This is a genomic window from Maribacter algae (genome assembly GCF_047345745.1).
Classification (GTDB): Bacteria; Bacteroidota; Bacteroidia; order Flavobacteriales; family Flavobacteriaceae; genus Maribacter.
On record NZ_JBLFES010000004.1, the window covers coordinates 262788 to 286315 of the forward strand.

19 protein-coding genes are annotated in these 23528 nt (G+C 33.8%); 13 read left to right on the top strand and 6 right to left on the bottom strand.

Annotated elements, in window-relative coordinates; genetic code table 11:
• The 6 genes from ACKWBX_RS15755 to ACKWBX_RS15780 are packed head-to-tail and all read left to right on the top strand — an operon-like array spanning position 1 to position 6188.
• Entirely contained in the window at positions 1-1227 is a 1227-nt protein-coding gene (locus ACKWBX_RS15755; RefSeq protein WP_413969682.1) for a glycosyltransferase, read from the top strand.
• Entirely contained in the window at positions 1220-2224 is a 1005-nt protein-coding gene (locus tag ACKWBX_RS15760; protein WP_413969683.1) for a polysaccharide biosynthesis protein, read from the top strand. The genes ACKWBX_RS15755 and ACKWBX_RS15760 overlap by 8 nt, the downstream gene beginning before the upstream one ends.
• The gene (locus ACKWBX_RS15765) at positions 2225-2656 is read left to right on the top strand and encodes a WxcM-like domain-containing protein (RefSeq protein ID WP_413969684.1); all 432 of its coding nucleotides are present in this window, start codon (positions 2225-2227) and stop codon (positions 2654-2656) included.
• Positions 2657-2678: 22 nt separating this feature from the next.
• The gene (locus tag ACKWBX_RS15770; RefSeq protein ID WP_413969685.1) at positions 2679-3815 is read left to right on the top strand and encodes a polysaccharide biosynthesis C-terminal domain-containing protein; all 1137 of its coding nucleotides are present in this window, start codon (positions 2679-2681) and stop codon (positions 3813-3815) included.
• 26 nt (positions 3816-3841) lie between these two features.
• Complete coding sequence (gene wecB, locus ACKWBX_RS15775; protein WP_413969686.1) at positions 3842-4981, top strand: non-hydrolyzing UDP-N-acetylglucosamine 2-epimerase; 1140 nt, start codon at positions 3842-3844, stop codon at positions 4979-4981.
• 7 nt (positions 4982-4988) lie between these two features.
• Entirely contained in the window at positions 4989-6188 is a 1200-nt protein-coding gene (locus ACKWBX_RS15780; RefSeq protein WP_413969687.1) for a glycosyltransferase family 4 protein, read from the top strand.
• Between the two features lie 145 nt (positions 6189-6333).
• Here ACKWBX_RS15780 and ACKWBX_RS15785 read toward each other — a convergent pair whose 3' ends face one another.
• From ACKWBX_RS15785 to ACKWBX_RS15795, 3 genes are all read right to left on the bottom strand, one after another.
• Positions 6334-7392, bottom strand: a complete 1059-nt coding sequence (locus ACKWBX_RS15785; RefSeq protein ID WP_413969688.1) for a GNAT family N-acetyltransferase — start codon at positions 7390-7392, stop codon at positions 6334-6336.
• Between the two features lie 160 nt (positions 7393-7552).
• The gene (locus ACKWBX_RS15790; RefSeq protein ID WP_413969689.1) at positions 7553-8734 is read right to left on the bottom strand and encodes an acyl-CoA dehydrogenase family protein; all 1182 of its coding nucleotides are present in this window, start codon (positions 8732-8734) and stop codon (positions 7553-7555) included.
• Positions 8735-8987: 253 nt separating this feature from the next.
• Positions 8988-11033, bottom strand: coding sequence for an HAD family hydrolase (locus ACKWBX_RS15795; protein ID WP_413969690.1), 2046 nt, complete (start codon positions 11031-11033; stop codon positions 8988-8990).
• Positions 11034-11463: 430 nt separating this feature from the next.
• Here ACKWBX_RS15795 and ACKWBX_RS15800 point away from each other — a divergent pair, with 430 nt between their 5' ends.
• From ACKWBX_RS15800 to ACKWBX_RS15810, 3 genes are all read left to right on the top strand, one after another.
• Positions 11464-12666 (top strand): glycosyltransferase family 4 protein, encoded by a 1203-nt coding sequence (locus ACKWBX_RS15800; protein WP_413969691.1) that lies wholly within the window; start codon positions 11464-11466, stop codon positions 12664-12666.
• A 199-nt stretch (positions 12667-12865) separates the two neighbouring features.
• Complete coding sequence (locus ACKWBX_RS15805; RefSeq protein WP_413969692.1) at positions 12866-13207, top strand: hypothetical protein; 342 nt, start codon at positions 12866-12868, stop codon at positions 13205-13207.
• Entirely contained in the window at positions 13191-14810 is a 1620-nt protein-coding gene (locus tag ACKWBX_RS15810) for an FAD-dependent oxidoreductase (protein WP_413969693.1), read from the top strand. Before ACKWBX_RS15805 ends, ACKWBX_RS15810 begins: the two co-directional genes overlap by 17 nt.
• Before the next feature lie 95 nt (positions 14811-14905).
• Here the strand turns inward: ACKWBX_RS15810 and ACKWBX_RS15815 are convergent, their stop codons facing one another.
• Positions 14906-15655, bottom strand: a complete 750-nt coding sequence (locus ACKWBX_RS15815) for an HAD-IA family hydrolase (protein WP_413969694.1) — start codon at positions 15653-15655, stop codon at positions 14906-14908.
• A gap of 38 nt (positions 15656-15693) precedes the next feature.
• Entirely contained in the window at positions 15694-16302 is a 609-nt protein-coding gene (locus ACKWBX_RS15820) for a sugar transferase (RefSeq protein ID WP_413969695.1), read from the bottom strand.
• 407 nt (positions 16303-16709) lie between these two features.
• Between ACKWBX_RS15820 and ACKWBX_RS15825 the strand changes: the two genes are divergently transcribed.
• The 4 genes from ACKWBX_RS15825 (at position 16710) to ACKWBX_RS15840 (ending at position 22196) form a co-directional block, all read left to right on the top strand.
• Entirely contained in the window at positions 16710-18644 is a 1935-nt protein-coding gene (locus tag ACKWBX_RS15825; protein WP_413969696.1) for a hypothetical protein, read from the top strand.
• Between the two features lie 85 nt (positions 18645-18729).
• A complete protein-coding gene (locus tag ACKWBX_RS15830) occupies positions 18730-19476 on the top strand; it encodes an SDR family NAD(P)-dependent oxidoreductase (RefSeq protein WP_413969697.1) in 747 nt (248 codons plus the stop codon).
• A 132-nt stretch (positions 19477-19608) separates the two neighbouring features.
• On the top strand, positions 19609-20871 hold the full coding sequence (locus ACKWBX_RS15835) for a glycosyltransferase family 2 protein (protein WP_413969698.1): 1263 nt from the start codon (positions 19609-19611) through the stop codon (positions 20869-20871).
• 47 nt (positions 20872-20918) lie between these two features.
• Positions 20919-22196: an ATP-binding protein gene (locus ACKWBX_RS15840; RefSeq protein WP_413969699.1), complete on the top strand. Its 1278-nt coding sequence runs from the start codon at positions 20919-20921 to the stop codon at positions 22194-22196.
• A 130-nt stretch (positions 22197-22326) separates the two neighbouring features.
• Here ACKWBX_RS15840 and ACKWBX_RS15845 read toward each other — a convergent pair whose 3' ends face one another.
• Complete coding sequence (locus ACKWBX_RS15845) at positions 22327-23508, bottom strand: OmpA family protein (RefSeq protein WP_413969700.1); 1182 nt, start codon at positions 23506-23508, stop codon at positions 22327-22329.
• Positions 23509-23528: the final 20 nt, after the last annotated feature.

A 23528-nucleotide genomic window follows, 5' to 3' on the forward strand; every position in this document is an offset into this window, starting at 1 on the left:
ATGATAAAAATCTTACAAATAAACTCTGTAGTTAATACAGGATCAACTGGCAGAATCGCAGAAGACATAGGTAATCGCGTACTATCAAAAAAATGGGAAAGCCATATAGCCTATGGCCGTTATGCTAATCAAAGCTCTTCTAGGCTAAAAAATATCGGAGATAAATTCAGTAATTATTACCATGTTTACTTAACTAGGGTTTTTGACAAACATGGATTGGGTTCTACATCTGGCACAAAAAAATTAATATCCTACATTGATGATCTTTCACCAGATGTCGTTCATCTACACAATATACACGGATACTATCTGAACTATAAATTGCTTTTCAGTTATTTATCGGAAAAATCAACGCCAACAGTTTGGACTTTACATGATTGTTGGTCATTTACGGGCCATTGCGTTCACTTTGAGAGTATAAATTGTACAAAATGGATGGTTTCGTGCAACAAATGTCCTCAAAAAACATCATATCCCTCTAGTTATTTATTTGACCGCTCCGAAAAAAACTTTAATGATAAAAAAAAGAGTTTCAATTCCTCAAATTTAACAATTGTTCCAGTATCCCATTGGCTAGAAAATTTGGTTAAAAAATCCTTTCTTTCCAAGAATAAAATTCAAGTAATTCAGAATGGCATAGATTTAAACATTTTCAAACCAATAAAAAACAGTAATCTAAAAAAATTACTTGGAGTTGAAAATAAATTCATCATTCTTTGCGTTGCTAGTATTTGGAATGAGGGAAAAGGATTTAAAGATATAATTGAGATCAGTCAAAAAATTGACAGGGATGAAATTATAATCATAGTGGGCTTGAACAAAAAACAGCTGAATTCTATTCCCAATAATATAATAGGTGTTGAAAAAACGGGAAACATAAAGGAATTAGCGGAATTTTATTCAGAATCTGATGTTTTTCTAAACCCCACTTATGCGGATACTTTTCCTACTACTAATTTGGAATCTCTAGCTTGCGGAACGCCAATTGTCACATATGACACAGGTGGAAGTCCCGAAGCCATATCGAAAGAGACAGGTTACGTAGTTGATCAAGGTGATAAGAAAGGGTTATTGCGCGCATTAAAAAAGATAAAAGCAAAAGGTAAAAATTATTTTATGAATGCATGCATTAAACGTGCACGGGACAACTTTAACAAGGAAGATCGCTATAATGATTATATAGAACTTTACAATAATTTAATACAAAGAAATAAATCTAATGTTTAAAGATAAGACACTACTTATTACAGGAGGTACAGGTTCTTTTGGGAATGCGGTACTGAACAGATTTCTAGAAACGGACATAAAGGAAATTCGTATTTTTTCAAGAGATGAAAAAAAACAGGATGACATGCGGAATGAGCTTAAAAATAAAAAGGTGAAATTCTATATTGGCGATGTACGCAATTATGCCAGTATCGAAAAAGCAATGCGTGGTGTTGATTATGTATTTCACGCAGCTGCCTTAAAACAAGTGCCTTCCTGCGAATTCTTTCCTCTAGAGGCCGCAAAAACGAATGTTTTCGGTACACAGAACACTATAGATGCTGCCGTTGCCAACGGAGTCAAAAGAATTATTTGCCTTAGTACGGACAAGGCCGCCTACCCTATCAATGCCATGGGTATAAGCAAAGCGCTTATGGAGAAGGTAGCCGTTGCCGCATCACGTAACATACCCAACGATGATACTATTGTCTGCTTGACAAGGTACGGCAATGTTATGGCCTCTAGAGGTTCAGTTATACCTTTATTCGTAAAGCAAATAGAGGATAAATTACCATTAACGGTAACCGATCCCAAAATGACCAGATTTCTCATGTCATTGGAAGATGCTGTTGATTTGGTGATTTTTGCCTTTACCAACGGAAACCAAGGTGATCTTTTTGTAAACAAAGCTCCGGCGAGCACCATAGGCGATCTTGCCAAGGCCGTTAAGGATATTTTTAATGCGGATAACGATATAAAAGTTATTGGAACACGACATGGCGAAAAATTATACGAGACCCTATGTACCCGGGAAGAAATGCAAAAGGCCGAAGACATGGGAGAATTTTACAGAATCCCAGCAGATAATAGAGATTTAAATTATAGTAGGTATTTTTCCGAAGGGGACTCCAATATGAGCGAAATAGAGGATTACCATTCCCATAATACGGAACAGCTCACGGATAATGAATTAAAAAATACACTCTTGAACTTGGATTACATCAAAAATCTTCTATAAATGTCAGAACATTCGTTAATTACTGGTAACACGTTTTCCGATGAAAGAGGTACGCTTTCCTTTTTCAATTCGTTGGATATGTCACCTATTGTTAGAATGTATCATATTGCTCCAAAAAACAAAACTCAAATAAGGGCATGGCAGGGGCACAAAATTGAAAAAAAATGGTTCTACTGTACCCACGGTAGTTTTATCATACACTTAATCCAAGTTGACGATTTCAAAAATCCCTCTCAAAAACTTATATCAAATAAAATCAAATTAAAAGAGAATGAACCTCAGGTTTTATGTGTACCCAAAGGATATGCATCTGGTATAAAAGCCACCGAAGAGAACTCAAAATTATTGGTTTTTTCGAACGCTAATTTGAGTACTTCAAAAGAGGATGACTACAGATTTAAAGCCGATTTCTGGAAAGTGGATTGGAATTAAAGCTTTTAAACATTAAAAAAGTATGAAAAGAAAAGTTGGTATTACGGGCCAAGCAGGTTTTGTAGGAGACCATTTGTATAGAACACTTCAGTTAAAGGAAAATATTGAACTTGTTCATTTTAAGCGTTCCTATTTTGAAAACGAAGATGATTTGACAGCATTTGTGGCCAATTGTGATGTGATTGTCCATTTGGCGGCAATGAACCGACATAAAGATCCACAGGTAATCTACGACACCAATGTTGAACTGGTTTCCAAATTAATTAAAGCTTGCGAACAAAAAAATGTAAAGCCGCACATAATCTTTTCATCTTCATCTCAGGAAAGTAATGACAACTTATACGGACAGTCCAAAAAAGAAGGCAAAAAACTATTTATGGATTGGTCCGCCAAAAGTGGGGCAAAAGTAACTTCATTGACTATACCAAACGTATTTGGACCTTTTGGCAAACCAAATTATAATTCTGTTGTAGCTACTTTCTGCCACAAAGTTGCGCATAATGAAGAACCTACGATTATCAATAATAGTGAAGTAGGCCTTATCTACATCAATGATTTGGTATCAATTATTATCAAAGCCATAAATGAGGATACGATTGGAGTAAGCTTTAGCGACAAAATTACCGAGGTTCCTATTGCACCTCCTACTCACGTGAAAGTATCAAAAATACTTTCTTTGCTTTTAAAGTATAAAGAAGACTATATGGGGAAGGGAATTTTCCCAAGCTTGGAAGACTCTTTCGAAAAAGCGCTGTTCAACACATTCCGATGCTATGTCCCTAAAGAACACTACCCCGTAAAATATACCAAACATACCGACAACAGAGGAAGTTTTGTTGAAATTGCCAGAACAGAAACAAGTGGTCAATTCTCATTTTCCACCACCGTACCAGGTATAACCAGAGGCAACCACTACCATACTAGAAAAGCGGAACGGTTTGCCGTAATCAGTGGAAAAGCCTTAATTCAATTAAGAAAAATTGGAACTGAAGAAATCATAGACTATTATTTGGACGGAAACGAACCCTCTTATGTGGATATGCCTATTTGGCATACACATAATATTAAAAATATAGGGAAGGAAGAATTGATTACGCTTTTCTGGATCAACGAACCATTTGATCCAGAAAATGCTGATACCTATTTTGAAAATGTTTAATAAAACTAAATCATAAAAATATTCATTTGAAAAAGCTAAAAGTTTTAACCGTTGTAGGAACACGCCCGGAAATTATTCGTTTGGCATGTGTTTTAAATGCATTGGATGCTAACAACGCAATTGATCATACCCTTGTGCATACAGGTCAAAATTACGATTACGAGCTTAACGAAATTTTCTTTGAGGATTTAGGCATTCGTAAACCTGATGTATTCCTGAATGCTGCGGGAAAAAACGCCACGGAAACCGTTGGTAATATTTTAATTAAAATAGACCCTGTTTTGGAAAACGTACAACCTGATGCTTTTTTGGTGCTGGGTGATACCAATTCCTGTCTATGTGCAATTCCTGCCAAAAAAAGAAAGATACCTGTTTTTCATATGGAGGCGGGCAATAGATGCTTTGATCAGCGCGTGCCGGAAGAAACCAATAGAAAAATAGTAGACCACGTAGCGGATATTAACCTCACCTACAGCGATATCGCCAGGGAATATCTTCTGAGGGAAGGTCTATCTCCGGACAGGGTTATCAAAACGGGAAGTCCAATGTTTGAGGTGCTCCATAAATTTAAAGGGAAAATTGAATCTTCTAATGTACTTCAAAAGCTAAATCTAGAAGAAGGCAGGTTTTTTGTTGTGTCTTCACATAGAGAAGAGAACATAAGTAATCCGAAAAATTTTGAGGGACTTATTACTTCATTGAACCAAATTGCAGAAAAATATGATTATCCCGTAATAGTATCTACACATCCTAGGACTCGGAACATGTTGGATTCAAAAAAAATAAAGGCGCATAAAAATGTCCAATTTTTAAAGCCATTAGGATTTTCGGACTATAACGCATTGCAATATCATTCCTTTGCTGTATTATCCGATAGTGGAACTATTTCTGAAGAATCTTCTATCCTTAATTTCAGGGCACTGAATATTAGAGAGGCGCATGAGCGTCCCGAAGCTATGGAAGAGGCTTCCGTAATGATGGTAGGGCTTAATCCTGAACGGATTTTACAAGCATTGGTTGCATTAGAGGTTCAAGAAAGAAATCCCAATAGAAATTTTAGACCCGTCGCAGATTATTCCATGCCCAATGTCAGTGAGAAAGTGGTTCGTATTATTCTCTCTTATGTAGATTATGTCAACAGAGTGGTCTGGTCCAAGAACCTATGAGCGTTCCATGAAAAAAATTATCTTTCTTTCTTTAGGTTTTCCTGATGTAACAGTTTCTACACACTTGTATACGGATTTAATGCACGAATTTCTAAAACATGGACATGATGTTTTGGTGATGGCTCCTTCATTTGACAATAAAAAAAAAACAGAGCAGGTAATAGAAAGTGGAATGAAAATCATCAGAGTACCCACTGTAGGGGTTTATGGAAACAATAAATTCATAAAAGGATTTTCGAACATACTTCTTCCCTATCAGTATAAAATGGCGTTGAAAAAATTTAAGGTCGATCTTGATTTTGATTTGGTGATTATGCCCACGCCTCCCATTACGCTTATAGATTTGGCTCAATGGATTAAGAAAAAATCAAAAGCAAAGCTATATCTCATTCTAAGAGACATTTTTCCGCAAAATGCCATAGACCTGAAAATGATGAAAGCGAATGGAATGATACATCGTTATTTTAGAAAAAAAGAAATCAAGGTCTATAACTTAGCGGATAAGATAGGGTGTATGTCCCCGGCCAATATTACCTATTTGAAGAAGCACAATTTAAATTTGGATGATGACAAATTACATCTATTACCCAATTGGGAAAATCTTCAAAACTTAAACAGTGCGGTAAGTGAAGCGGAAATACGAAAAAAATATGAGTTGGAGAATAAGCTAATAGCCATATTTGGTGGAAGCATGGGTATTCCGCAACAAGTAGAAAATATTATTGAACTAGCACGTAAATGTATTCATCTTAACGATTTGGTTTTTTTACTTATAGGAAGGGGCACGGAATATGAAAAAATATCAAAAATGGTGACAGATTTAAAGCTCACCAACGTAATTCTTAAAAAAGCACTTCCTAAGCCAGAGTATTTTGAATTGCTCAGGATTTCAGATATAGGGCTTATTTCGTTGAACAAAGATTTCACTATACCTAATTTTCCTTCTAGGGTAAATTCGTATTATGGATTGAAAATACCTATTTTGGCCTCAGTTGATGAGAATACAGATTTTGGGGTAATTCAAGAAGCTATAGGTTGTGGCCTCTATTCAAAGGCCGGAGATACAGAAGCCTTTATGAAAAACCTTTTAATCTTGTATGGCGATAAAAAATTAAGACAGCAAATGGGACAGAAAGGATATGACTATAAATTAAAAAACCTATTGGCAAATAACGCTTACGAAACAATTAAAACAAACATTTTTTAGAAATCAAAATATTATTTTCTAAAATGACAACAATTAATCAGGTTTTGATAGGTTGGTTTGACTTTATACTCCTAATATAATCTTATCACGCTTATAGCCTTTCTGTATTTCCCTAAAATTTAAAAAACTTAGTGATTGAGCCGCATTAACCAGCAGTTCTTATCATAACAGGATGTTTACGGTACGCAGGAAAAAAACCTTCATAAAGATTCGCTGTTAACATGTCACTGGGAATGGTACCATTTGTTAATAGATGGTATGCTTTTTCATCAACAATATACTTCCATAATTTAAAAGGTCTATGATCTTTTGAGAAACCACTTTTAAATCTAAATAGTGAATCCTCATGTCCACCTCTACCACCTCCAAGATTAAAATATTTGAACCCTTCTTGAGTAGCTTTAATTCTCATCTCGTCTATAATGAGTTTAACAGGATTTAAATCAAAATGGTCACCGCTCATTCCTGACAAGTGATATTGTACAATGCTTCCCGTTTTGATAAAAATGGCACCTCCTATTATTTCCTTTGTATCATTATGAACACAGATAGAGAGTTCTGATTCAAAATCATTACTTGCTAGAATTTCATAAAAATACTTTTCTTCAAAAAAATAGCTGTCATCCGCATCTACGCGTTTCATATTTTCATAATAAAGACGAATAAATGTTGGTAAATGCTCATGGACATTACCTTTAATAACAGAACAGGATTTTCGAGATTTATTTAAATATGTCTTTAGCCTTCTATTGAACTTAGCCCTTTGATTTTCAATAGTATCCGTTAAATCTATATTGACCACTTGACCGGATACTATGACTTTACCTAATCCTTCAAGGTGATTCTCTTGATAGTTAAAAAACGGATGCAATCTTGAAAAAACAGTGATTATATTATTTTTCTTAAAAAAATCTTGTAATTCTTTTTTAAAATTATTTTGTTCAAAATTGCTGTTTATGTTCTGTTCCAACACGCCGGTATAACCATACACAGATGTAGCATCTTTATAATTTGAATTTTCTATATCTCTGATTAGTAGTGGTAACAATAAAGAGTTTTCACCATCAGTATATCTTAAAAGGATAGGCGATTCATTATTGTTCTTCGAAAAATGATGATAATCGTAGGTAAAGTAAAAATCCGAGTCGTTGACTAGGGCCAAATTCTCATCCCAAGCCTTTTTATCTTTTATAACTTGAATCATTTTAATGGTAATTTTGGTTATACTATTGGTTAATTAAATCTAACAAATAAATCCTAACGCCACTATAACAAATGGTTTACTTTTAGATAGTAATAGATTGGGTACTAATTATAATTATATTATCGGTTTGTATTCAATTGAAATAAATGGCTTTCCAATCTTAGGTTCTGAACATAGAGGCAGACGGTGTAAGTCCTAAATATGCCATTCCCGCTTGATTCATCCAATGTGGCTGAACAATACCATGCTGAAGAACGGCATGAATGTCTCTATGTATCCTTTCAATCCTGAATAGACTGTATAAGGATGATGTTCCTGCAACGGCATAGATTTCTGATACCATAGCTCTAGATGCATTCGCGGCCTGACATGAGGCAGTCCATACATCTGCTAATTCTTCATCAGTATAAGATTCTCCCTTGGATGATTTCTCCCAAAGTTTAGTAACGGAATTGTGTAATTGTAATCTCTGGGAACTTAATATAGTCCTACTTTTAGCAATAGCGGATTGTACTGTGAGCCTATCGCGTAAATCCGGGTTTTTTCCAGGTGTGACCCTCTCCATGCACATACCTGTCAACTCATCTATAGCAGCTTTTAAAAGTCCTAATGACATAGCAGCGCAACCAGATGCATTAATACAACCTATTGGCAATCTACTGTAAGCGGTATCAATAGGTACAGGGCTATTAAAATCTACCGCAAATTTTTCCGGGACAAAAGTTTCGGCTACCTCTATATCATGACTTCCAGTGCCTTTAAGCCCACCAACCTTCCAAGTATCGAGTATTTTTACGGCACTTTTAGGAATAAAAAACAATTTTAATTTTGCTCCTGGCCCAAGGGTTTTAGGTAAATCCTTCGAGGTCACTAAACATCTTAGAACAAACCAATCGGCTAATTCGCAACCGGATACCAATGTCCAACGACCTGAAACCATATAACCATCCGCAACTACATTTGCTAGACCTTCCGGGCGAGTTGAATTTGCATATACATGGGAAAAATTACCATATACATTCTCCATATCTTCTTTAGCAAGATAACGGCCAAAAGTACATGCTAAATGATTGTTCCAAACAATCCATGCAACAGCAGCTTCTGCACTACTTAGCGTTTCATATACTCTGAGTGTTTCTACAGGATTATCCTCCCATCCGCCCATAAATTTTGGTAAACCCATTCTAAACAATTCAGCTCCCTTAAGATGCTCAACGATAGGACAGGCCAGTTTTCTAGAGTTTTCAGTTTCTTCCCTATTCGAAATGGCTAAAGGGTAAATTTCCTTTGCTTTCTGTGATGGTGATAGTTTAGTTGATTGTGCAGAAGAAAGAGTATGCATAAATAAAACTTTTTTATCTAAATATTAACAATACTTTAAAAATAAGATCAAAATACTAATAATCATAATGATGCTAATCATATATAAAAATATTCTTAATTAAACAGTGCTTAAAAAAAAATAGTTTAAACGATAAAAAATAATGCCAAGGGGAGTATTCCTAAATAAAGTTTCAAACTATTAATAGTTTTACTATTAAAACCTGTTATAACTACCATTAATACAACATTCTACGAAAACGATAATGATTATTTCATAAAAGCTTTTTTCTAAAAAATCTTTCTTTCAACCAACGATTTAATTTTATATGGTAATAGGATAAGTTTAATATCCAACCCATCCAAAACTTATTTTTTCTGAATAGGAAAGGTTTAATTTTTACCAAATATCTAAATATCTTTTCTGGCGAAATTATAAATTGTCCGAGTAGTTTTGATTTCGTGAATCCCAGTTCGTTTGGATCATAATTTATGCCTACTTCATTAGCTCCCACATTTTGATAAAACCCTTGGGAAATTTGGTGTATAAATTTTATCTTCTTTTTTCCTGCTAACAATCCCAGTCGCAATGCCATATTAGTCATATACTTTTGAGCTATTTCCTGCGAATATGAAATAGGTCTTAGTTCTTTACAAAGCTTATCAAATTGAAGATTCATAAAGTCTTGAATTGGAGCTATGTAACTTTCAAAAATTTTCTTTTCGTTTGCTTCATGAAATTCTATGGTAGGAGAATTTTCAGACACGCTATAGCCGACGGTGCTTCCGTGCGGAGCGGCTAAAAGTTGTTCGTAAAGTTGACCATTTGCAAGCAATATTTCATCAGAAAAATCCCTGTACGGGTAAATAGAGAAATTTAGCCCAAAACGCTTAGTTTTTTCGGTAATAGTATATATTTCTTTTAATCCAATGTAATAACCGGTTACAGCTATGGTTCCTCCTAAAAATTCATGAATACATTCTTGCATGGTACCTCCCCAACCTACATCTACCAAAGTGACACCATTTTTATGGAAATCTACATTAAAAGAATTCAGATATTCCTTAAAAGCATGATTTTGTTCCTTTCTATTCTTGTTATAGTGTTCAACAAATAAGGGTTCTCTTTTTAAGGATTCAAGTACATCCGATGAAACAAAATCATCAATGATAGCGTCCAAGTCTATATTTACTCTTTTGCCTAAAAGTTCTGCAGTATCACTATTAATACTAAAAGAGTCTAAAAAATCTCTTGTGGACATTTTATCATATTTCTTTTTTATGTAAGCAAATTCCTCTACCTCTATTTCCTTAAAAGAAACTTGCATTGCAGCGTGCCGCGATACTTTTAAATAATGTGTGTTTATTTTAAAATCTTCGAATACACTATTTACGGCTTGGTATTTGTCAAATAATTCCTTTAAATAATGTCCTTCCCTTGCGAGAAAAAAAAGGTCTTTCACTCCTTTTTTTCTACATTCTAAATAGAGTCTTTCAGTAAAAAAATAAAAATGTATGATGTATTCACTAAATATGAAGTTACTCTTTCTACAGTTTCTCTCAATCTTTTTACATATGGATTTAAAATCGTTTTCAACCGTGCCAAACAGATTTTTCTTATTTCTGATTTTATGTTTGGTATGTTTTAAATATTGAGCAAATATTCCGTTTTTGGCTGCATTTAAAAAATCGCTTTTTTTATTGTCCCCTAACATTGCCGTTTTTTCGGCTATAGAATTTGTTTCTTTTAAAAGATATGGATATAGATTCCCATTCTCTTTGCTTTTTCCGTAATCACATGAAACAAAGACATCATCAAAAATATCTTTGATACCATGGAATGCCAACACTCTATCAATAATTACTTTGGGTAAATGAAAATCCGAAATAGCAAAAATCCGGTAACCCTTTTCTTTCAAATAGGATAGATTACTGATCAATCCTTCATTAATAAATTGAACGGATATTTCCGCTAGATAATCCGTCTCCGAAAACACATCAAAAAAAACAGAAAAATTAAGAGATGGCTTAAGGTACTCGGCATTGATCAGCCGATTATAGATATCAGTCACTAATTTATCATAGGGTATTTCTGCTTTGTTACAACTCAAGTCTCCAGTAAGCGTCTCAATGGCATTTAGACGTATTTTATATAAAATTATGATGTCAATTTCCAATCCAAGTTCGCCGATCATCATTTTTGACCATATGCGATAGACTTCATATGGATGAACGGTCCTATGCAATAACGTATCAAAAAGATCTGTGAAGACATTTTTAATTTCTTTCCTTTTTTCAATATTTCGAGTAATTTTATCCAAGATTATTTATTCTTAAAATTATTCAAATGTAATATCTAAAAGTAATTCTTTCTGTTGTTATCGTAGGTTTCAAATCTAGTTAAACATCCTATTTTAATAAGTATTATCTCTTAAAATAAAATGTAAAAAGGGATAATTTAAAGAAATTATATTAACGAAATATATTATATGAAATTGCCATATAAACATTTTAAACGATAACGTAAAAATTTAATACCAAAACTAAATCATAAAGAATAAAATACCATGAATTTCGTTACCCTATTGAAAAAGAGTGAATTCAATAGTATTTTTTAAAAAAAGTATTATTAGTTCATTTTTATTTAAAGTGTTCATAACAGTTGGTAAATGAGGTAATTAATTTACAGCTACTACTGATTTATCTACTCAAAATCACCTATGAAAATTCGAGTCTATCCCTAAATAATTTATGAAAAAAGTCGCATTTATTGCCCTTAAATATTCTAGTATCACCTCTGAGCCTAACCTCTACACTGATTTAATGTCCACTTTTTTCGAAAATGGACATGAAGCATTTGTTGTTGCTCCTACACTAGAAGAAAACGATGAAATATCTCTAAACATAGAGGCTGGTGTAAATGTATTGAGAGTACCAACATTAAGATTATTTGGAAACGGTCTAATCAAAAAAGGAATATCCAATATTTTGTTACCCTATCAATATAAAAGGGCATTAAAAAAAATGAAGATTCAAATTGATTTCGATTTAATCATTATTCCTACTCCCCCGATAACCTTAATTTCTGTCGCCCTATGGATGAAGAAACGCTCCAATGCCAAGTTATATCTTGTTCTACGTGATATTTTTCCACAAAACGGAGTTGATTTAGAGCTGATATCTAAAACGGGGCCTGCCTATCGCTATTTTAGAAAACTGGAAAAAAAATTGTATAAAAAGTCTGACTTTATAGGATGTATGTCACCAGGGAACGTTAACTACATAAAGAGGCATAATCCCTATATGGATTTTTCAAAATTACATTTACTTCCCAATTGGGAAGGATTGGATACAAATGAGAGAGATGAAAGTGTTACAATTGAATTACAAGAACGCTACAACATTTCAAATAAAGTGGTAGCATTATATGGTGGCAATATTGGCATGCCCCAACAAATGGAAAATATCATACATCTAGCGGAAAGTGTTCAACATTTAGAGGACCTTGCTTTTTTGATTATCGGTTGGGGATCAGAGAAAGAACGGATTATTGCAATGGCCAAGGAAAAAAAACTAAAGAACATGATTTTTGTGGATAGCGTAACACGTATTGAATTTTCAGATATTTTAAAAATAGCCGATATAGGACTGGTATCACTTAATGAGAATTTCACCATCCCTAATTATCCTTCAAAAGTAAATGCTTATTACAAATTTAAAATACCTGTATTGGCCGCTGTAGATAAGAATACAGATTTTGGAGTTGAACAGGAAAAAATTGGCTGCGGTTTTTGGTCCGTATCAGGAGATACAAAAACTTTTACTGAAAATTTATTACGGTTATATGAAAACGAAACACTACGAAAAGAGATGGGACAAAAAGGGTATGAGTATATGATAAACAATCTAACGCCAAAACATGCGTATGAACGAATCATTGCCCAATTGAATTAATTATATATTTCTTTTGTTATTGATTCACAATCTTTTTATAGTTTAAACACGTTATTTTAAAAATTTTCGTTAGAATATTTTAGAGTAGTTTGAAGATGTTTTGAAAAACAGAGATTGATATATAATCTAACAATTGTTAACTTTAAAATTAAGATAGATAACTCTTTCAGCAATAAGTCATTCAAAAATAAATAGAGCTATGAAACGAAGAACATTTTTTCTAAGGACCGGAGCGGCAGTTTGTGTGGCCACAGTTGGTTCGTTGGCATATGTATATACTCAAGATGACCCTGCAAATGGAATTTTTCATCCTTTTATCGAGGAGTTTTTATCCGATGAGGATCTAGAAAAAATTGCGAAAGCTCATTTAAGTAAAGAAAAAAATGTTCCTGATGTTCAGGAGCAATCGCCAGATAAGTTACGCAACAGCATTATAGAAGATTTCAATGGGGAAAATATTGAAATTTGTGACGGTTGGGTACTCTCCAAAACAGAAATAAATCATTTAGTTCAAAAAATGCAAAATGAAACAAACTCTTAAATCAGAGGAAATAGAGAAAATAATCGAATCCGAGATTTGTATTGTCGGTGCCGGTGCTGCAGGTATTTCGCTTGCTCGCAAACTAGATGAATTAGGCCGTTCCGTTTTGCTTTTGGAAAGTGGAGGATTTGATTATGACGCCGACACTCATGCTTTAAATGCTGGTGAAAACATAGGACAGAACTATTTTCCCATACAACCGTGTAGATTACGTTTTTTTGGTGGAACAACGGGGCATTGGACTGGGCAATGTTCTACTTTGGACGATATAGATTTTGAAGAAAGAGACTGGGTTGCAAATAGTGGATGGCCCATCAAAAAGAAAGACTTGGATAAGTACTATGAAGAGGCTCACGAAATTTGTGATCTTCAGGAATATAATTACAGCACCGATCATTGGGAGAAAAAGTTGGATGAAAAATTTATTGCATTTAACAACAAATTGGCCAGAACCAAAGTTTTCCAAAAAAGTGCACCTACTAGATTTGGAACAAAATTCAGGAAGGATATTGTAGAGTCCAAAAATGTAAGGCTCATAACAAATGCAAACCTTACTTACATAAATCTAACAGAATATGGCAATGAGGTCGAAAGTCTTACATTATCCACTTTGGAAAGTAAAAAAACACATACGGTAAAGGCCAAAGTATTTGTATTGGCTTGTGGCGCTTTTCAAAATGTAAGACACTTGCTCAATTCCAATAATGTTATTAACAAAGGAGTAGGTAACGAAAATGATTTGGTTGGAAGGTACTTTATGGACCAACCACATGTTGACACCTCTGATATGTTATTGCTTTCCCATATTAAAATGGGTTTTTATTATGATCACTCCCTAAATTCAAAAGCCTTTGGAATGTTTGCCACTTCTGAGGAAATACAACGTAAATTAAAATTGCAGAATTACTCAACTCGAATTGTAACAAAATCAGAAGCGGGGTCTTTAGGTTATAGCAAAAACCCTAAAAGTTATTTAGACCAATGGCAAAGACTTGATAAAAGAGTCAAAAATGTAGGAAAGCTTAGAAATATAATTGGAGATGATTCCGTTGACTGGATTATAGAGAAATTAGTGATCAACAAAAAAGAGGTGAAAATAAAGGAAGATGGTAAAATAGAAACATCTCATTACATTTTTAATACAAGATGTGAACAAGCTCCAAATCCTGATTCTAGAGTTGATTTGGCCGATACCAAAGATGCCTTGGGTGTTCCCCATGTAAGACTTAATTGGCAATTATCGGAATCCGATAAATTGTCAATTTTAAAATCCAATATTATTTTAGGTTCAGAATTGGGAAGGCTAGGAATAGGGCGCCTTAAAATAGATGACTGGCTTTTAAAAGAAAAAATCGAGTGGTCCAAATTACTCAGTGGAGGTTACCATCATCTAGGAGTAACACGTATGAGCAACAACCCGAAAGAGGGCGTAGTAGATAAAAACTGTAAAGTCCATAGTGTAAACAATTTGTTCATTGGAGGGTCCTCCGTTTTTACAACCTCTGGTGTATCCAACCCTACCCTGACCATTGTAGCCCTGGCCTTGAGGCTCGCCAACCATTTGGATGGTCAATATTTAAAAGGAAAAACCTCAAACGCCTAATGAATAAGACACATAGTAATTTTAAACCCATAGAAATATCCTATGCGCCCCATTTAGCTTTCTAAAATGAAAAGCATATTGAAGCTTTAAATTGGTCAAAAAAAATGGTTTAGTGTTAAAACTAAAAACTGGTATTTTTGCTTAAGCTTATGTCCATAACGTTTAAGGTAGTGTGTTTCCATACCATGTAACTTTGCATTGGCTATATCGCTTACCGGGTTATCCCCAACCATTAAAATCTCATTAAATTGCAGTTCTTCTTTCTCTTTTATATGCTGAAATAGAAAGCCTTTATTTTCCTTACTAGCATTTTGTGAAGCGGAGACAAAAATTTTATCATAAAGATGTTCTATTTCATGATAACGAAGAAGTTGGGAAATCAGCTCTTCATCTGAATGAAAATCTGAAACACAATATATTTTATAGCCCAATTCCTTCAACATTTTTAAATCGGCCACCGTTTTTTTGTTCAAGTATTGCACGCTAGATTCCGATTCAAAGTCTGCTTCAGAAGAATACTTTAAAAAATTTTCAAAAGACGTTTCTAAACTTAGCTCTTTCTTTTCCAACAACCTCTCATAAATTTCCTTAATCACGACATGGTAACTAAGCTCAGATTCTACTCTGCCCAGCTTTTTGCTAAGTGATTTCATAGCTCCTCTTCTTATCTCATAGATTTCTGTAATGGAAATTGAGAGCTTTAACTTGGTCTTTAAAATCTTTGCCCAAATTTTGAAAGGTTTTAAGGGGTGTACTTTTCTGTGTATTACCGTATCATAATAATCAAAGAATACATATTTTACAGATTCTAGGCTTTTGGCCTTTGCAATTAACTGGCTATTCATTTATAAGGGTATTTGGGTAATTCTGAAGTGAATGTTCTTTATGAGTTATGCCCTGTAAAAGTGGTCATGGTTTTACTATCACTACTATTTATACCTTCGGATTTGAAAACCTTGGCAACAGTCAAAATAAAAATTTTAACATCCAATACAAAAGAAAGATTGTCAACATAGTACACATCTAAGCTGAACTTTTCTGGCCAACTTATGCTGTTACGGCCGTTCACCTGGGCCCAACCGGTAATTCCAGGCTTCACCTCATGCCTTCGCAATTCTTCCTTTGAATACAGCGGCAAGTATTTTACCAATAATGGTCTCGGGCCAATAAGGCTCATATCACCTTTGAGAACACTCACTAGCTGTGGTATTTCATCAAGGGAATACTTTCTCACAAAATTCCCGACCTTTGTCATACGCTCAAAGTCTGGTAAAAGTTCCCCGGCTTCATCCACCTCATCTGTCATTGTTTTAAATTTAATGATAGTGAATATTTCATTATTTTTTCCAGGTCTTCTTTGAAAGAAAAAAGGCGTCCCTTTGTTTACTAAGCTTAATAATATTATCAATATTACCAAAACGGGTGAAAATATAAGCAAACCAAAAAAAGCCGCGATAAAATCAAAGAACCTCTTAAAAAATAATCGGTACATATTTTAATTTGTTTTTCGTTATTAATCTTTAAAAGTAATTTACTAATTATCTTAGCTCTATATACACAATTTAAGTCGCGAATTACGATAAATAATTTCTTATTACTTACAAAAAATATACAATTAACTGGTTTATTCGTTAAAAATCATTCGAGTTCTTTTTTCAAATTAAAAAAAGAATACTTCGCGTAATTAAAACCGTTTATTTACGTTTCGTATTATGACCAATAATATAAGTCAATCAATTTTCAAATTAAAAACCACTTCACAAAGCGGAAATGTCCAATAAACTTTTTTCTAAGTTATCGTCCATTAAAAATTGTAAAGTAATTTTTTGTGATTTTCATGATTTGACTATACATGAAAGTGTACAACAAGACCATATTCATAGGTTATGGTCAAAATTAATGATACGCGAACTTGGACTTGGTTTAAAAATCGATGAACTTTATTTATTAAGAAAAGAAGCTGAAAAACATTTAGCGGAAGAATCAAATAAAAAGATAATTGAAGTCAGTTCTGTAGAGCTAATCCCAGAAGTTTACAATAGATTAGTTTGTACCGATAATATTAGGCATAATGAATTTTCCAAATTCAAAGCGTATTTTTTGGATTTGGATTTCAAAGCTGAAGTATTGATTAAAAATCCTAATGCGAAATTGGTACAAGCATTAAAAAAAATCAAGGAAAAAGGATATACCATTCATTGTGTATCTCAAATATCGGTTTCTTCCAAACTTCTTCAAAAGTGTATAGCGTATTATGAACTTGACAATATTTTTGAAGCTGTTCATGTTCCTGCCGATTTTAAACATAGCGAACAATCGTGGAACATATACGCCAATATATTGGACAAACTAGCTTTGGGATGGGAACAAGTAGCCATACTGAATGCAAACTCAAACATTAAAAATTCCAATTTCAATGAATCAGAAATACAAGTAATTGATATATACAATGAGCTTAATATAATTACCAAGGAAAAAATCTTAAAAAATTCAGATCAGCGTAGTTATAGAAGGGTGGTACGTAATCTTTATAAAAAGTGTAATAATAAATCAGCACCCCCACACAGTGATTACATTCTATTCTATTACGTTTATATAGAGCGTCTATATAAAAAAGCGAAAAAAGACAATATCAAAACCATCTTTTTTTTGGCTCGAGAAGGATTGTTTCTTAAAAAGCTATTTGACTATTATCAAAATGAGGTGTCTATTAACGAAAAAGATAACATAACTGCTTATTACTTCAAAGCTTCTAGAAATTCACTTATGTTGGCATCTTTCAAGGATTTGAAGGTAGAAGAATTTGAGTATTTGAAAAGAAGATGGCCAACGTTATCAATAAATAGTTTTCTAAAAAATTTCAATTTTACCCAAGAAATAATTTTAAGCATCGTTAAAAATGCTGGTTTGGAGGAAAAAAAAGATGAGGTTCTAGAAAATTTCCTAGATTCCAAAACTTTTGAAACGCTTATGAAAAATGAGCGGTTCATAGAAGCTTATGATAAAACACGTAACGATCAAAAAAGGTTTTTTAAAAATTATTTAAGTTCTTTTAATGTTGATATCGAATCCGATGGCTTCCATTTGGCGGATGTTGGTTGGGGGGGGACTATGCAAAATCGCTTATATGATTTCTTTAATGAAAAAATAGAGGTCCATGGTTATTATTTAGGGGTAAGAGAAATAAATAACATACGGAAAAGAACCATAAAGAATGGACTTAATTTTAGCGTATACCCCTATCCTGATTTTTTTGATCATATTTTGATGGCCAACGTTGAATTGAATGAGCAACTATTAGCGGCAGGTCATGGCAGTACCGTTGCCTACACGAATAAAGATGATTCTTATACGATAGAACATCACGAAGAAATTGACAAAAAGATATTCGAGAAATTTATCCGTGAAACCCAAGACTTTATGTTCAGTCGTTTCAAGGAACTCACCCATAGTCTTAAAACTATTTGTTATGACTATGATTTGGAACAGTACGAGATGACAGACCATGCCCTTAGAATAGGCCTTTTTGCAAGTAAAAGAAAGGTCAGAAGAGAAGTAGAAATCTATAAGGGATTCTACCAAAACGTTGGGAATTTTTCCGTTGGGCTCGCCATGGGAGAAAATTTTGATAGCGCACAAAAAATAAGACTGGTCAAAGATTTCTTTTTAAAGCCTGAACATGTTTTTAGATACGTATTGCGACTTAAGCCAATGCTATTGCGCAAAAAGAAATATCTATTGGCTCATCTTATCCCCACCCGTTTTATGTATTACCATATAAAGTTAAGGTGCCACACCAAACAGCTAACGCCAAAAAGAAACAGTATAGAGTAACATAAATGACTTTCTCATCAAATAGTTGAATGAGAAACCTAGTGTATGACATTGTTATAGTTCAAATTAGAATAGTTTTAGGTTTATGAAAACAGTAATGATTTTGGGAGGTGCCAAAGGTGTTGGAAAGGAAATTTTACGATCTTGTCTAACAAAAGGTTATAACGTAGCTTTTAGTGGCAGAAATACTGATGAGGGTAATGAAGTAATCAAATCCTTCGGTTCGGAAGGCAATCTATATTTTCATAAAATAGATTTGAACAGTATTGTTGAAATTAAGAATTTTTACAAACAGACCCTTGAACATTTCGGAACTATAGATGCCTTGGTGTTATATGCCGGAATAACTCCGGTATCTTCAATCATAGACACGGAAGAAAACGTCTATGATAGCGTTTTCAACATAAATCTTAAAGCTCCGTTTTTCTTATTGCAATATGTATTAAAATACATGATGGAACAAAAATTTGGTTCTATTATATTTTTTGGATCTGCTCACATGGATTATGGGGAAATTGATCGAGCACCATATGCACTGACCAAAGGTGCACTCTACACATTGTCTAATCATATTGCACACCACTACGCAAAATTTGGAATCAGATCAAATTATATCGTGATGGGTTGGACAAATACAGAGGGCGAAGTTGAATTGAGATCTAAAGAAGGTATGAGTGAGGAAGAACTTATTAAAAAAGCATCGAATATACTTCCTATGGGAAGAATGTTAAACCGTTTTGATCCTGTACCGGCAGTAATGCACCTTATCTCTGATGACTCCGCAATGACCACAGGCTCAATTATAAGGGTAACCGGTGGGGAGTACATTTGAGAATCCAGATTATGCCTTTTTAAAACTTTTTAGCTATATTATGAAAAGGCTCTCTTACACTTTTAAAGCCAAAAGCCATTGCTTTAAAGTGCATAGTTTTGACTAATTTTGGAGTCGATAAAATTTCACCCCATGAGCACAACTAAAATCAGTGTTATTGTTCCGATATATCGAATAGAGCAATATCTTCCAAAATGTATTGATAGTCTTTTACAGCAATCCTTTGTAGACTTTGAACTAATATTGGTAGATGATGGAAGTCCTGATAATTGTCCTCAAATCTGTGATGATTATGCCAAAAACGATAAAAGAATTATTGTAATCCATAAAAAAAATGGTGGCCTCCTAAGTGCAAGAAAAGAGGGGCTTAAACATGCCAAAGGAAAATACATTGCCTATGTGGATGGGGATGATTGGGTAGATAAATATTACTTGGATACCCTATTCAAGCTAGCTGAAGCAAATAATGCAGACTTAGTAATAACAGGGCATTTTAGAGAGTTTAATGGGAAAATTGAAACGATTAAACCAAAAATGGTGGGGATTTATGATGAAAGTAAACTCAAATCCTCGATAATTCCGAATGCTATTTATAACGGTAATTTTTGCGAACATGGAATCTCCACATATGTTTGGAACAAGCTATTCAAAAAAGAATTATTAGTTCCTGTTCTTTCCGAAATTCCAAACGAGATAATTATGGGCGAAGATGCCGCAATAACATATTCCTACTTGTCAATTACCAAGAGATTGGTAATTAGTAGTATTCCGCTTTACTACTATAGACAAAGGCATGATTCTATAGTCAAATCGATAGAAAACCCAAAAACGGAGTATTATCGTTTAGGATTACTAATGAATTTATTAAAAGCGAAACTCAGTACGGTTTTAGATAAGAAAAGTTTACAATTACAAATAAAGTTATATTTATACTCACAAATCCTTGTGAGATCTGGAGGGGTTGTTCTCAACGAGGCCGGCAATGTGTTTTTCAATCCTTTCTCAAAAATAAAGAAGAATTCGAAGGTGGTCGTTTATAGCTCTGGGTCTTTTGGACAGCACATTTTAACGACAAATCTTAAAAGCGGTTACTTTAAAGTCGTTCAATGGATAGACGTTGATTTTCATAACTTAAAAATTGGAGAAAATTTAGTACAACCTATCAGTTCTATAACAAATGAAGAATTCGATTATTTAATAATTGCAACTATAAATCCTTCTATTTATGAGCTAATTAAAACAGAATTGCAATTAATGGGTATAGACAACGAAAAGATAGTCACGATAACTACCAACGAAAAGGATATTGATGACGTTCTCCATAATCTTGGTTTTGATGAAAATTTTATATTTCAAGAAAAACAAATTTTAGATAAAAGTTTGCTCCATAAATAATTATATTACATACTTTCAAAACCTACACAAATTATCAACCAGTTAACATGAATAAAAAACTTATAATACTAGGGGGAAATCCGGAGACTGCTGTTTTTGTTAAAACGGCTATGGAAATGGGAATATATACGATCGTAATAGATATGAGTCCTGATTCTCCAGCAAAAAAAGTTGGAGACAAAAGCTATGACCTAGATGTTTTTGATATTGACAGTGTAGTAAAAGTGGCAAAGGAAAATAACGTTGATGGAGTAATAGTAGGGGTAGCGGATATTTTAGTAAAACCTTACAAAGAAATTTGTGATAAATTGGGCTTTCCCTGTTACGTTACCGAGGAAGCCGTTAAAGCCTTTTGTAGTAAAGACGGATTCAAAAAATACTGTCTTAAGCATAATATTCAGGATATTCCCGGTATTTATATAGATAGCAACAATATAGACAAGCCACATAATTTAGGTTATCCCCTTATGGTCAAACCGGTAGATAATGGCGGCGGCGTTGGTATGAAAATCTGTAGAGATGAAAAGGATTATAATGCGTCTGTCAAAACGGCTCTAGAGTTCTCCAAAAAAGGTGTTGTTTTGGTTGAAAGGTATATGGATTGTGATGACATGGCCGCTTATTATACCTTTAGAAACGGCATACCTTACTTATCGGCAGTTTCCGATAGGGTAACAACAAAAAAACAAGGAGATGCAAGTCCAGTCTGCATTGGAGCCATCTTCCCCTCAAAATATTCTGATTTATTTGTAAAAACGGTGCATCCAAAATTATGTGAATTATTCAAAGCACTGAACATTCAAAATGGTATTTTGAATATCCAATTTTTTGTTGAGGACAATATCATCTATGCCTACGATCCCGGATTTAGATTACAAGGCGAGGCGCCCAATATCCCAATTGAACATATTAACGGATTTGACCATAGAGAAATGCTTATAAATTTTGCATTGACCGGTGTTTTCGGCGAGGATGATATAGCTGAAAAGAATGATTATATGTTTAAAGGAAAAATGTCCTGTACAATTTGGGTTTTACTAAAGGGTGGTAAAATTACTTCAATTAAAGGCTTGGATACGATAGAATCCGATAATAGTGTGATCTTTATTTTGGATAGATTCAAAACCGGAGACATTATTTCTTCCGATATGTTAGGCACAGAAAAACAAGTTTTTGCCCGTATTTATCTAGTAGAAAATTCTATTTTCGAGATTAACGATAAAATAAAAGAATTTCAAAAAGTATTGAAAATAAACGATACTAATGGGGAGGATATGATTTTGGAATGGTTAAAACCTTTCAATACCGATTATTACAGTTCATAAATAAGGATGGATTTAGCCTATACTTTCAATCAATCATTATATCATATTTAAGAATGACTAAAGAAAAAGCCATATATGATTTTATTTACAACCCCTTATATCTTAATCAAGTAATATATTAATATTAAGTTTAGAAACTAATTACTTGAAAATCAGACCTCCTATTCACCTTATGCTTTTCTTCAGGACAATAGGTATTATCGTCACATCCGTTAAGTAGTTTTTGTTCACCATAGGCTTCGGTAGTTAGCCTATCGGACATTATTCCTTTCGAAATCAGATAATCTTTTGTCTTTTCGACCCTTCTTTGCGATAACCAATCATTATACTTGGAACTGCCCCGAGAATCTGTGTGCGACGTAATCAGCAGCTTTAGTGCTGGGGTTTCATTTAATATAAGCGTTAAGGAATCTAACAGTATTTCCGATTCTTTCCTTAGAACGGAGGAATTCAAGCCAAAATATACATGTCCCAAACTATTTATTCTGTTGGTGATATCTTGTTTTCGCTTATTTTCCGCGTCTAATTTAGCTTGTTCGGCAGCCGCTAATTGTGCAGCTTCTTTTTCTTTTTTCATTCGCTCCGCCAATAGTGCTTCATCCCGTAACCTGTTCACTTCATTAATAGAATCTTGCTGGCGTTGTTTTTCTTTTTCAATAGCTGCTAACAATTCTTGTTTTTCCTCTCCCCTTTTTGACAATCCTTTTTCTATTCCAAATTGATAAACAACACCTGCAGCATGCTGTAAATGATTTGTTGCTCCACCGTCTTGACTCATGGCCCATTTTCCCGACGAATTAAAATCCAAGCCCCATTTATCGGAAATCCAAGTTCTAAATCCTACAACGGCGTTGTAAGTACCTCTTCCTATATTGTTGGCATCAGTATAACCGGCACCAATACCAACATAAGGGTCAAACCAAGCTGTCTGACCTATAATCTTGTTCAAATCGTATGTAATTCGAGCATCTACCCCAAAATAATTAATATCATCGGTGTTTATGCTTTGGTCAACAATTTTGCCTTCCTTGTATCTATTTAAGGTACCTATAGCCTCAATTCCTAATCCATTTTTAAAATATCTACCGATACTTACTCTAGATGGATAAGGTAGAATATTCCATTCATCACTTACATTAAACAACCCATCAAAGACATTTCCGGAATCGTCTACGGCATTTATCCCTATACCAACGATCCAAGAACTTTGTACAATACTGTCTTTAGCAGTAATTTGTAGTTCATCTTGTGCCTGCAATGTAAAAATACCTTGAAATACAAATAAGATTATGATAAGTGATGAGGTCTTCATAGTAAATTAAATTTAGGGTT

What these genes read in the sequence shown, in the direction of transcription:
- ACKWBX_RS15755 (WP_413969682.1), top strand. Translation starts at nt 1, where the DNA reads ATGATAAAAATCTTACAAATAAACTCTGTAGTTAATACAGGATCAACT.
- ACKWBX_RS15760 (WP_413969683.1), top strand. Translation starts at nt 1,220, where the DNA reads ATGTTTAAAGATAAGACACTACTTATTACAGGAGGTACAGGTTCTTTT.
- ACKWBX_RS15765 (WP_413969684.1), top strand. Translation starts at nt 2,225, where the DNA reads ATGTCAGAACATTCGTTAATTACTGGTAACACGTTTTCCGATGAAAGA.
- ACKWBX_RS15770 (WP_413969685.1), top strand. Translation starts at nt 2,679, where the DNA reads ATGAAAAGAAAAGTTGGTATTACGGGCCAAGCAGGTTTTGTAGGAGAC.
- ACKWBX_RS15780 (WP_413969687.1), top strand. Translation starts at nt 4,989, where the DNA reads ATGAAAAAAATTATCTTTCTTTCTTTAGGTTTTCCTGATGTAACAGTT.
- ACKWBX_RS15785 (WP_413969688.1), bottom strand. Translation starts at nt 7,392, where the DNA reads ATGATTCAAGTTATAAAAGATAAAAAGGCTTGGGATGAGAATTTGGCC.
- ACKWBX_RS15790 (WP_413969689.1), bottom strand. Translation starts at nt 8,734, where the DNA reads ATGCATACTCTTTCTTCTGCACAATCAACTAAACTATCACCATCACAG.
- ACKWBX_RS15800 (WP_413969691.1), top strand. Translation starts at nt 11,464, where the DNA reads ATGAAAAAAGTCGCATTTATTGCCCTTAAATATTCTAGTATCACCTCT.
- ACKWBX_RS15805 (WP_413969692.1), top strand. Translation starts at nt 12,866, where the DNA reads ATGAAACGAAGAACATTTTTTCTAAGGACCGGAGCGGCAGTTTGTGTG.
- ACKWBX_RS15810 (WP_413969693.1), top strand. Translation starts at nt 13,191, where the DNA reads ATGAAACAAACTCTTAAATCAGAGGAAATAGAGAAAATAATCGAATCC.
- ACKWBX_RS15815 (WP_413969694.1), bottom strand. Translation starts at nt 15,655, where the DNA reads ATGAATAGCCAGTTAATTGCAAAGGCCAAAAGCCTAGAATCTGTAAAA.
- ACKWBX_RS15820 (WP_413969695.1), bottom strand. Translation starts at nt 16,302, where the DNA reads ATGTACCGATTATTTTTTAAGAGGTTCTTTGATTTTATCGCGGCTTTT.
- ACKWBX_RS15825 (WP_413969696.1), top strand. Translation starts at nt 16,710, where the DNA reads ATGATACGCGAACTTGGACTTGGTTTAAAAATCGATGAACTTTATTTA.
- ACKWBX_RS15830 (WP_413969697.1), top strand. Translation starts at nt 18,730, where the DNA reads ATGAAAACAGTAATGATTTTGGGAGGTGCCAAAGGTGTTGGAAAGGAA.
- ACKWBX_RS15835 (WP_413969698.1), top strand. Translation starts at nt 19,609, where the DNA reads ATGAGCACAACTAAAATCAGTGTTATTGTTCCGATATATCGAATAGAG.
- ACKWBX_RS15840 (WP_413969699.1), top strand. Translation starts at nt 20,919, where the DNA reads ATGAATAAAAAACTTATAATACTAGGGGGAAATCCGGAGACTGCTGTT.
- ACKWBX_RS15845 (WP_413969700.1), bottom strand. Translation starts at nt 23,508, where the DNA reads ATGAAGACCTCATCACTTATCATAATCTTATTTGTATTTCAAGGTATT.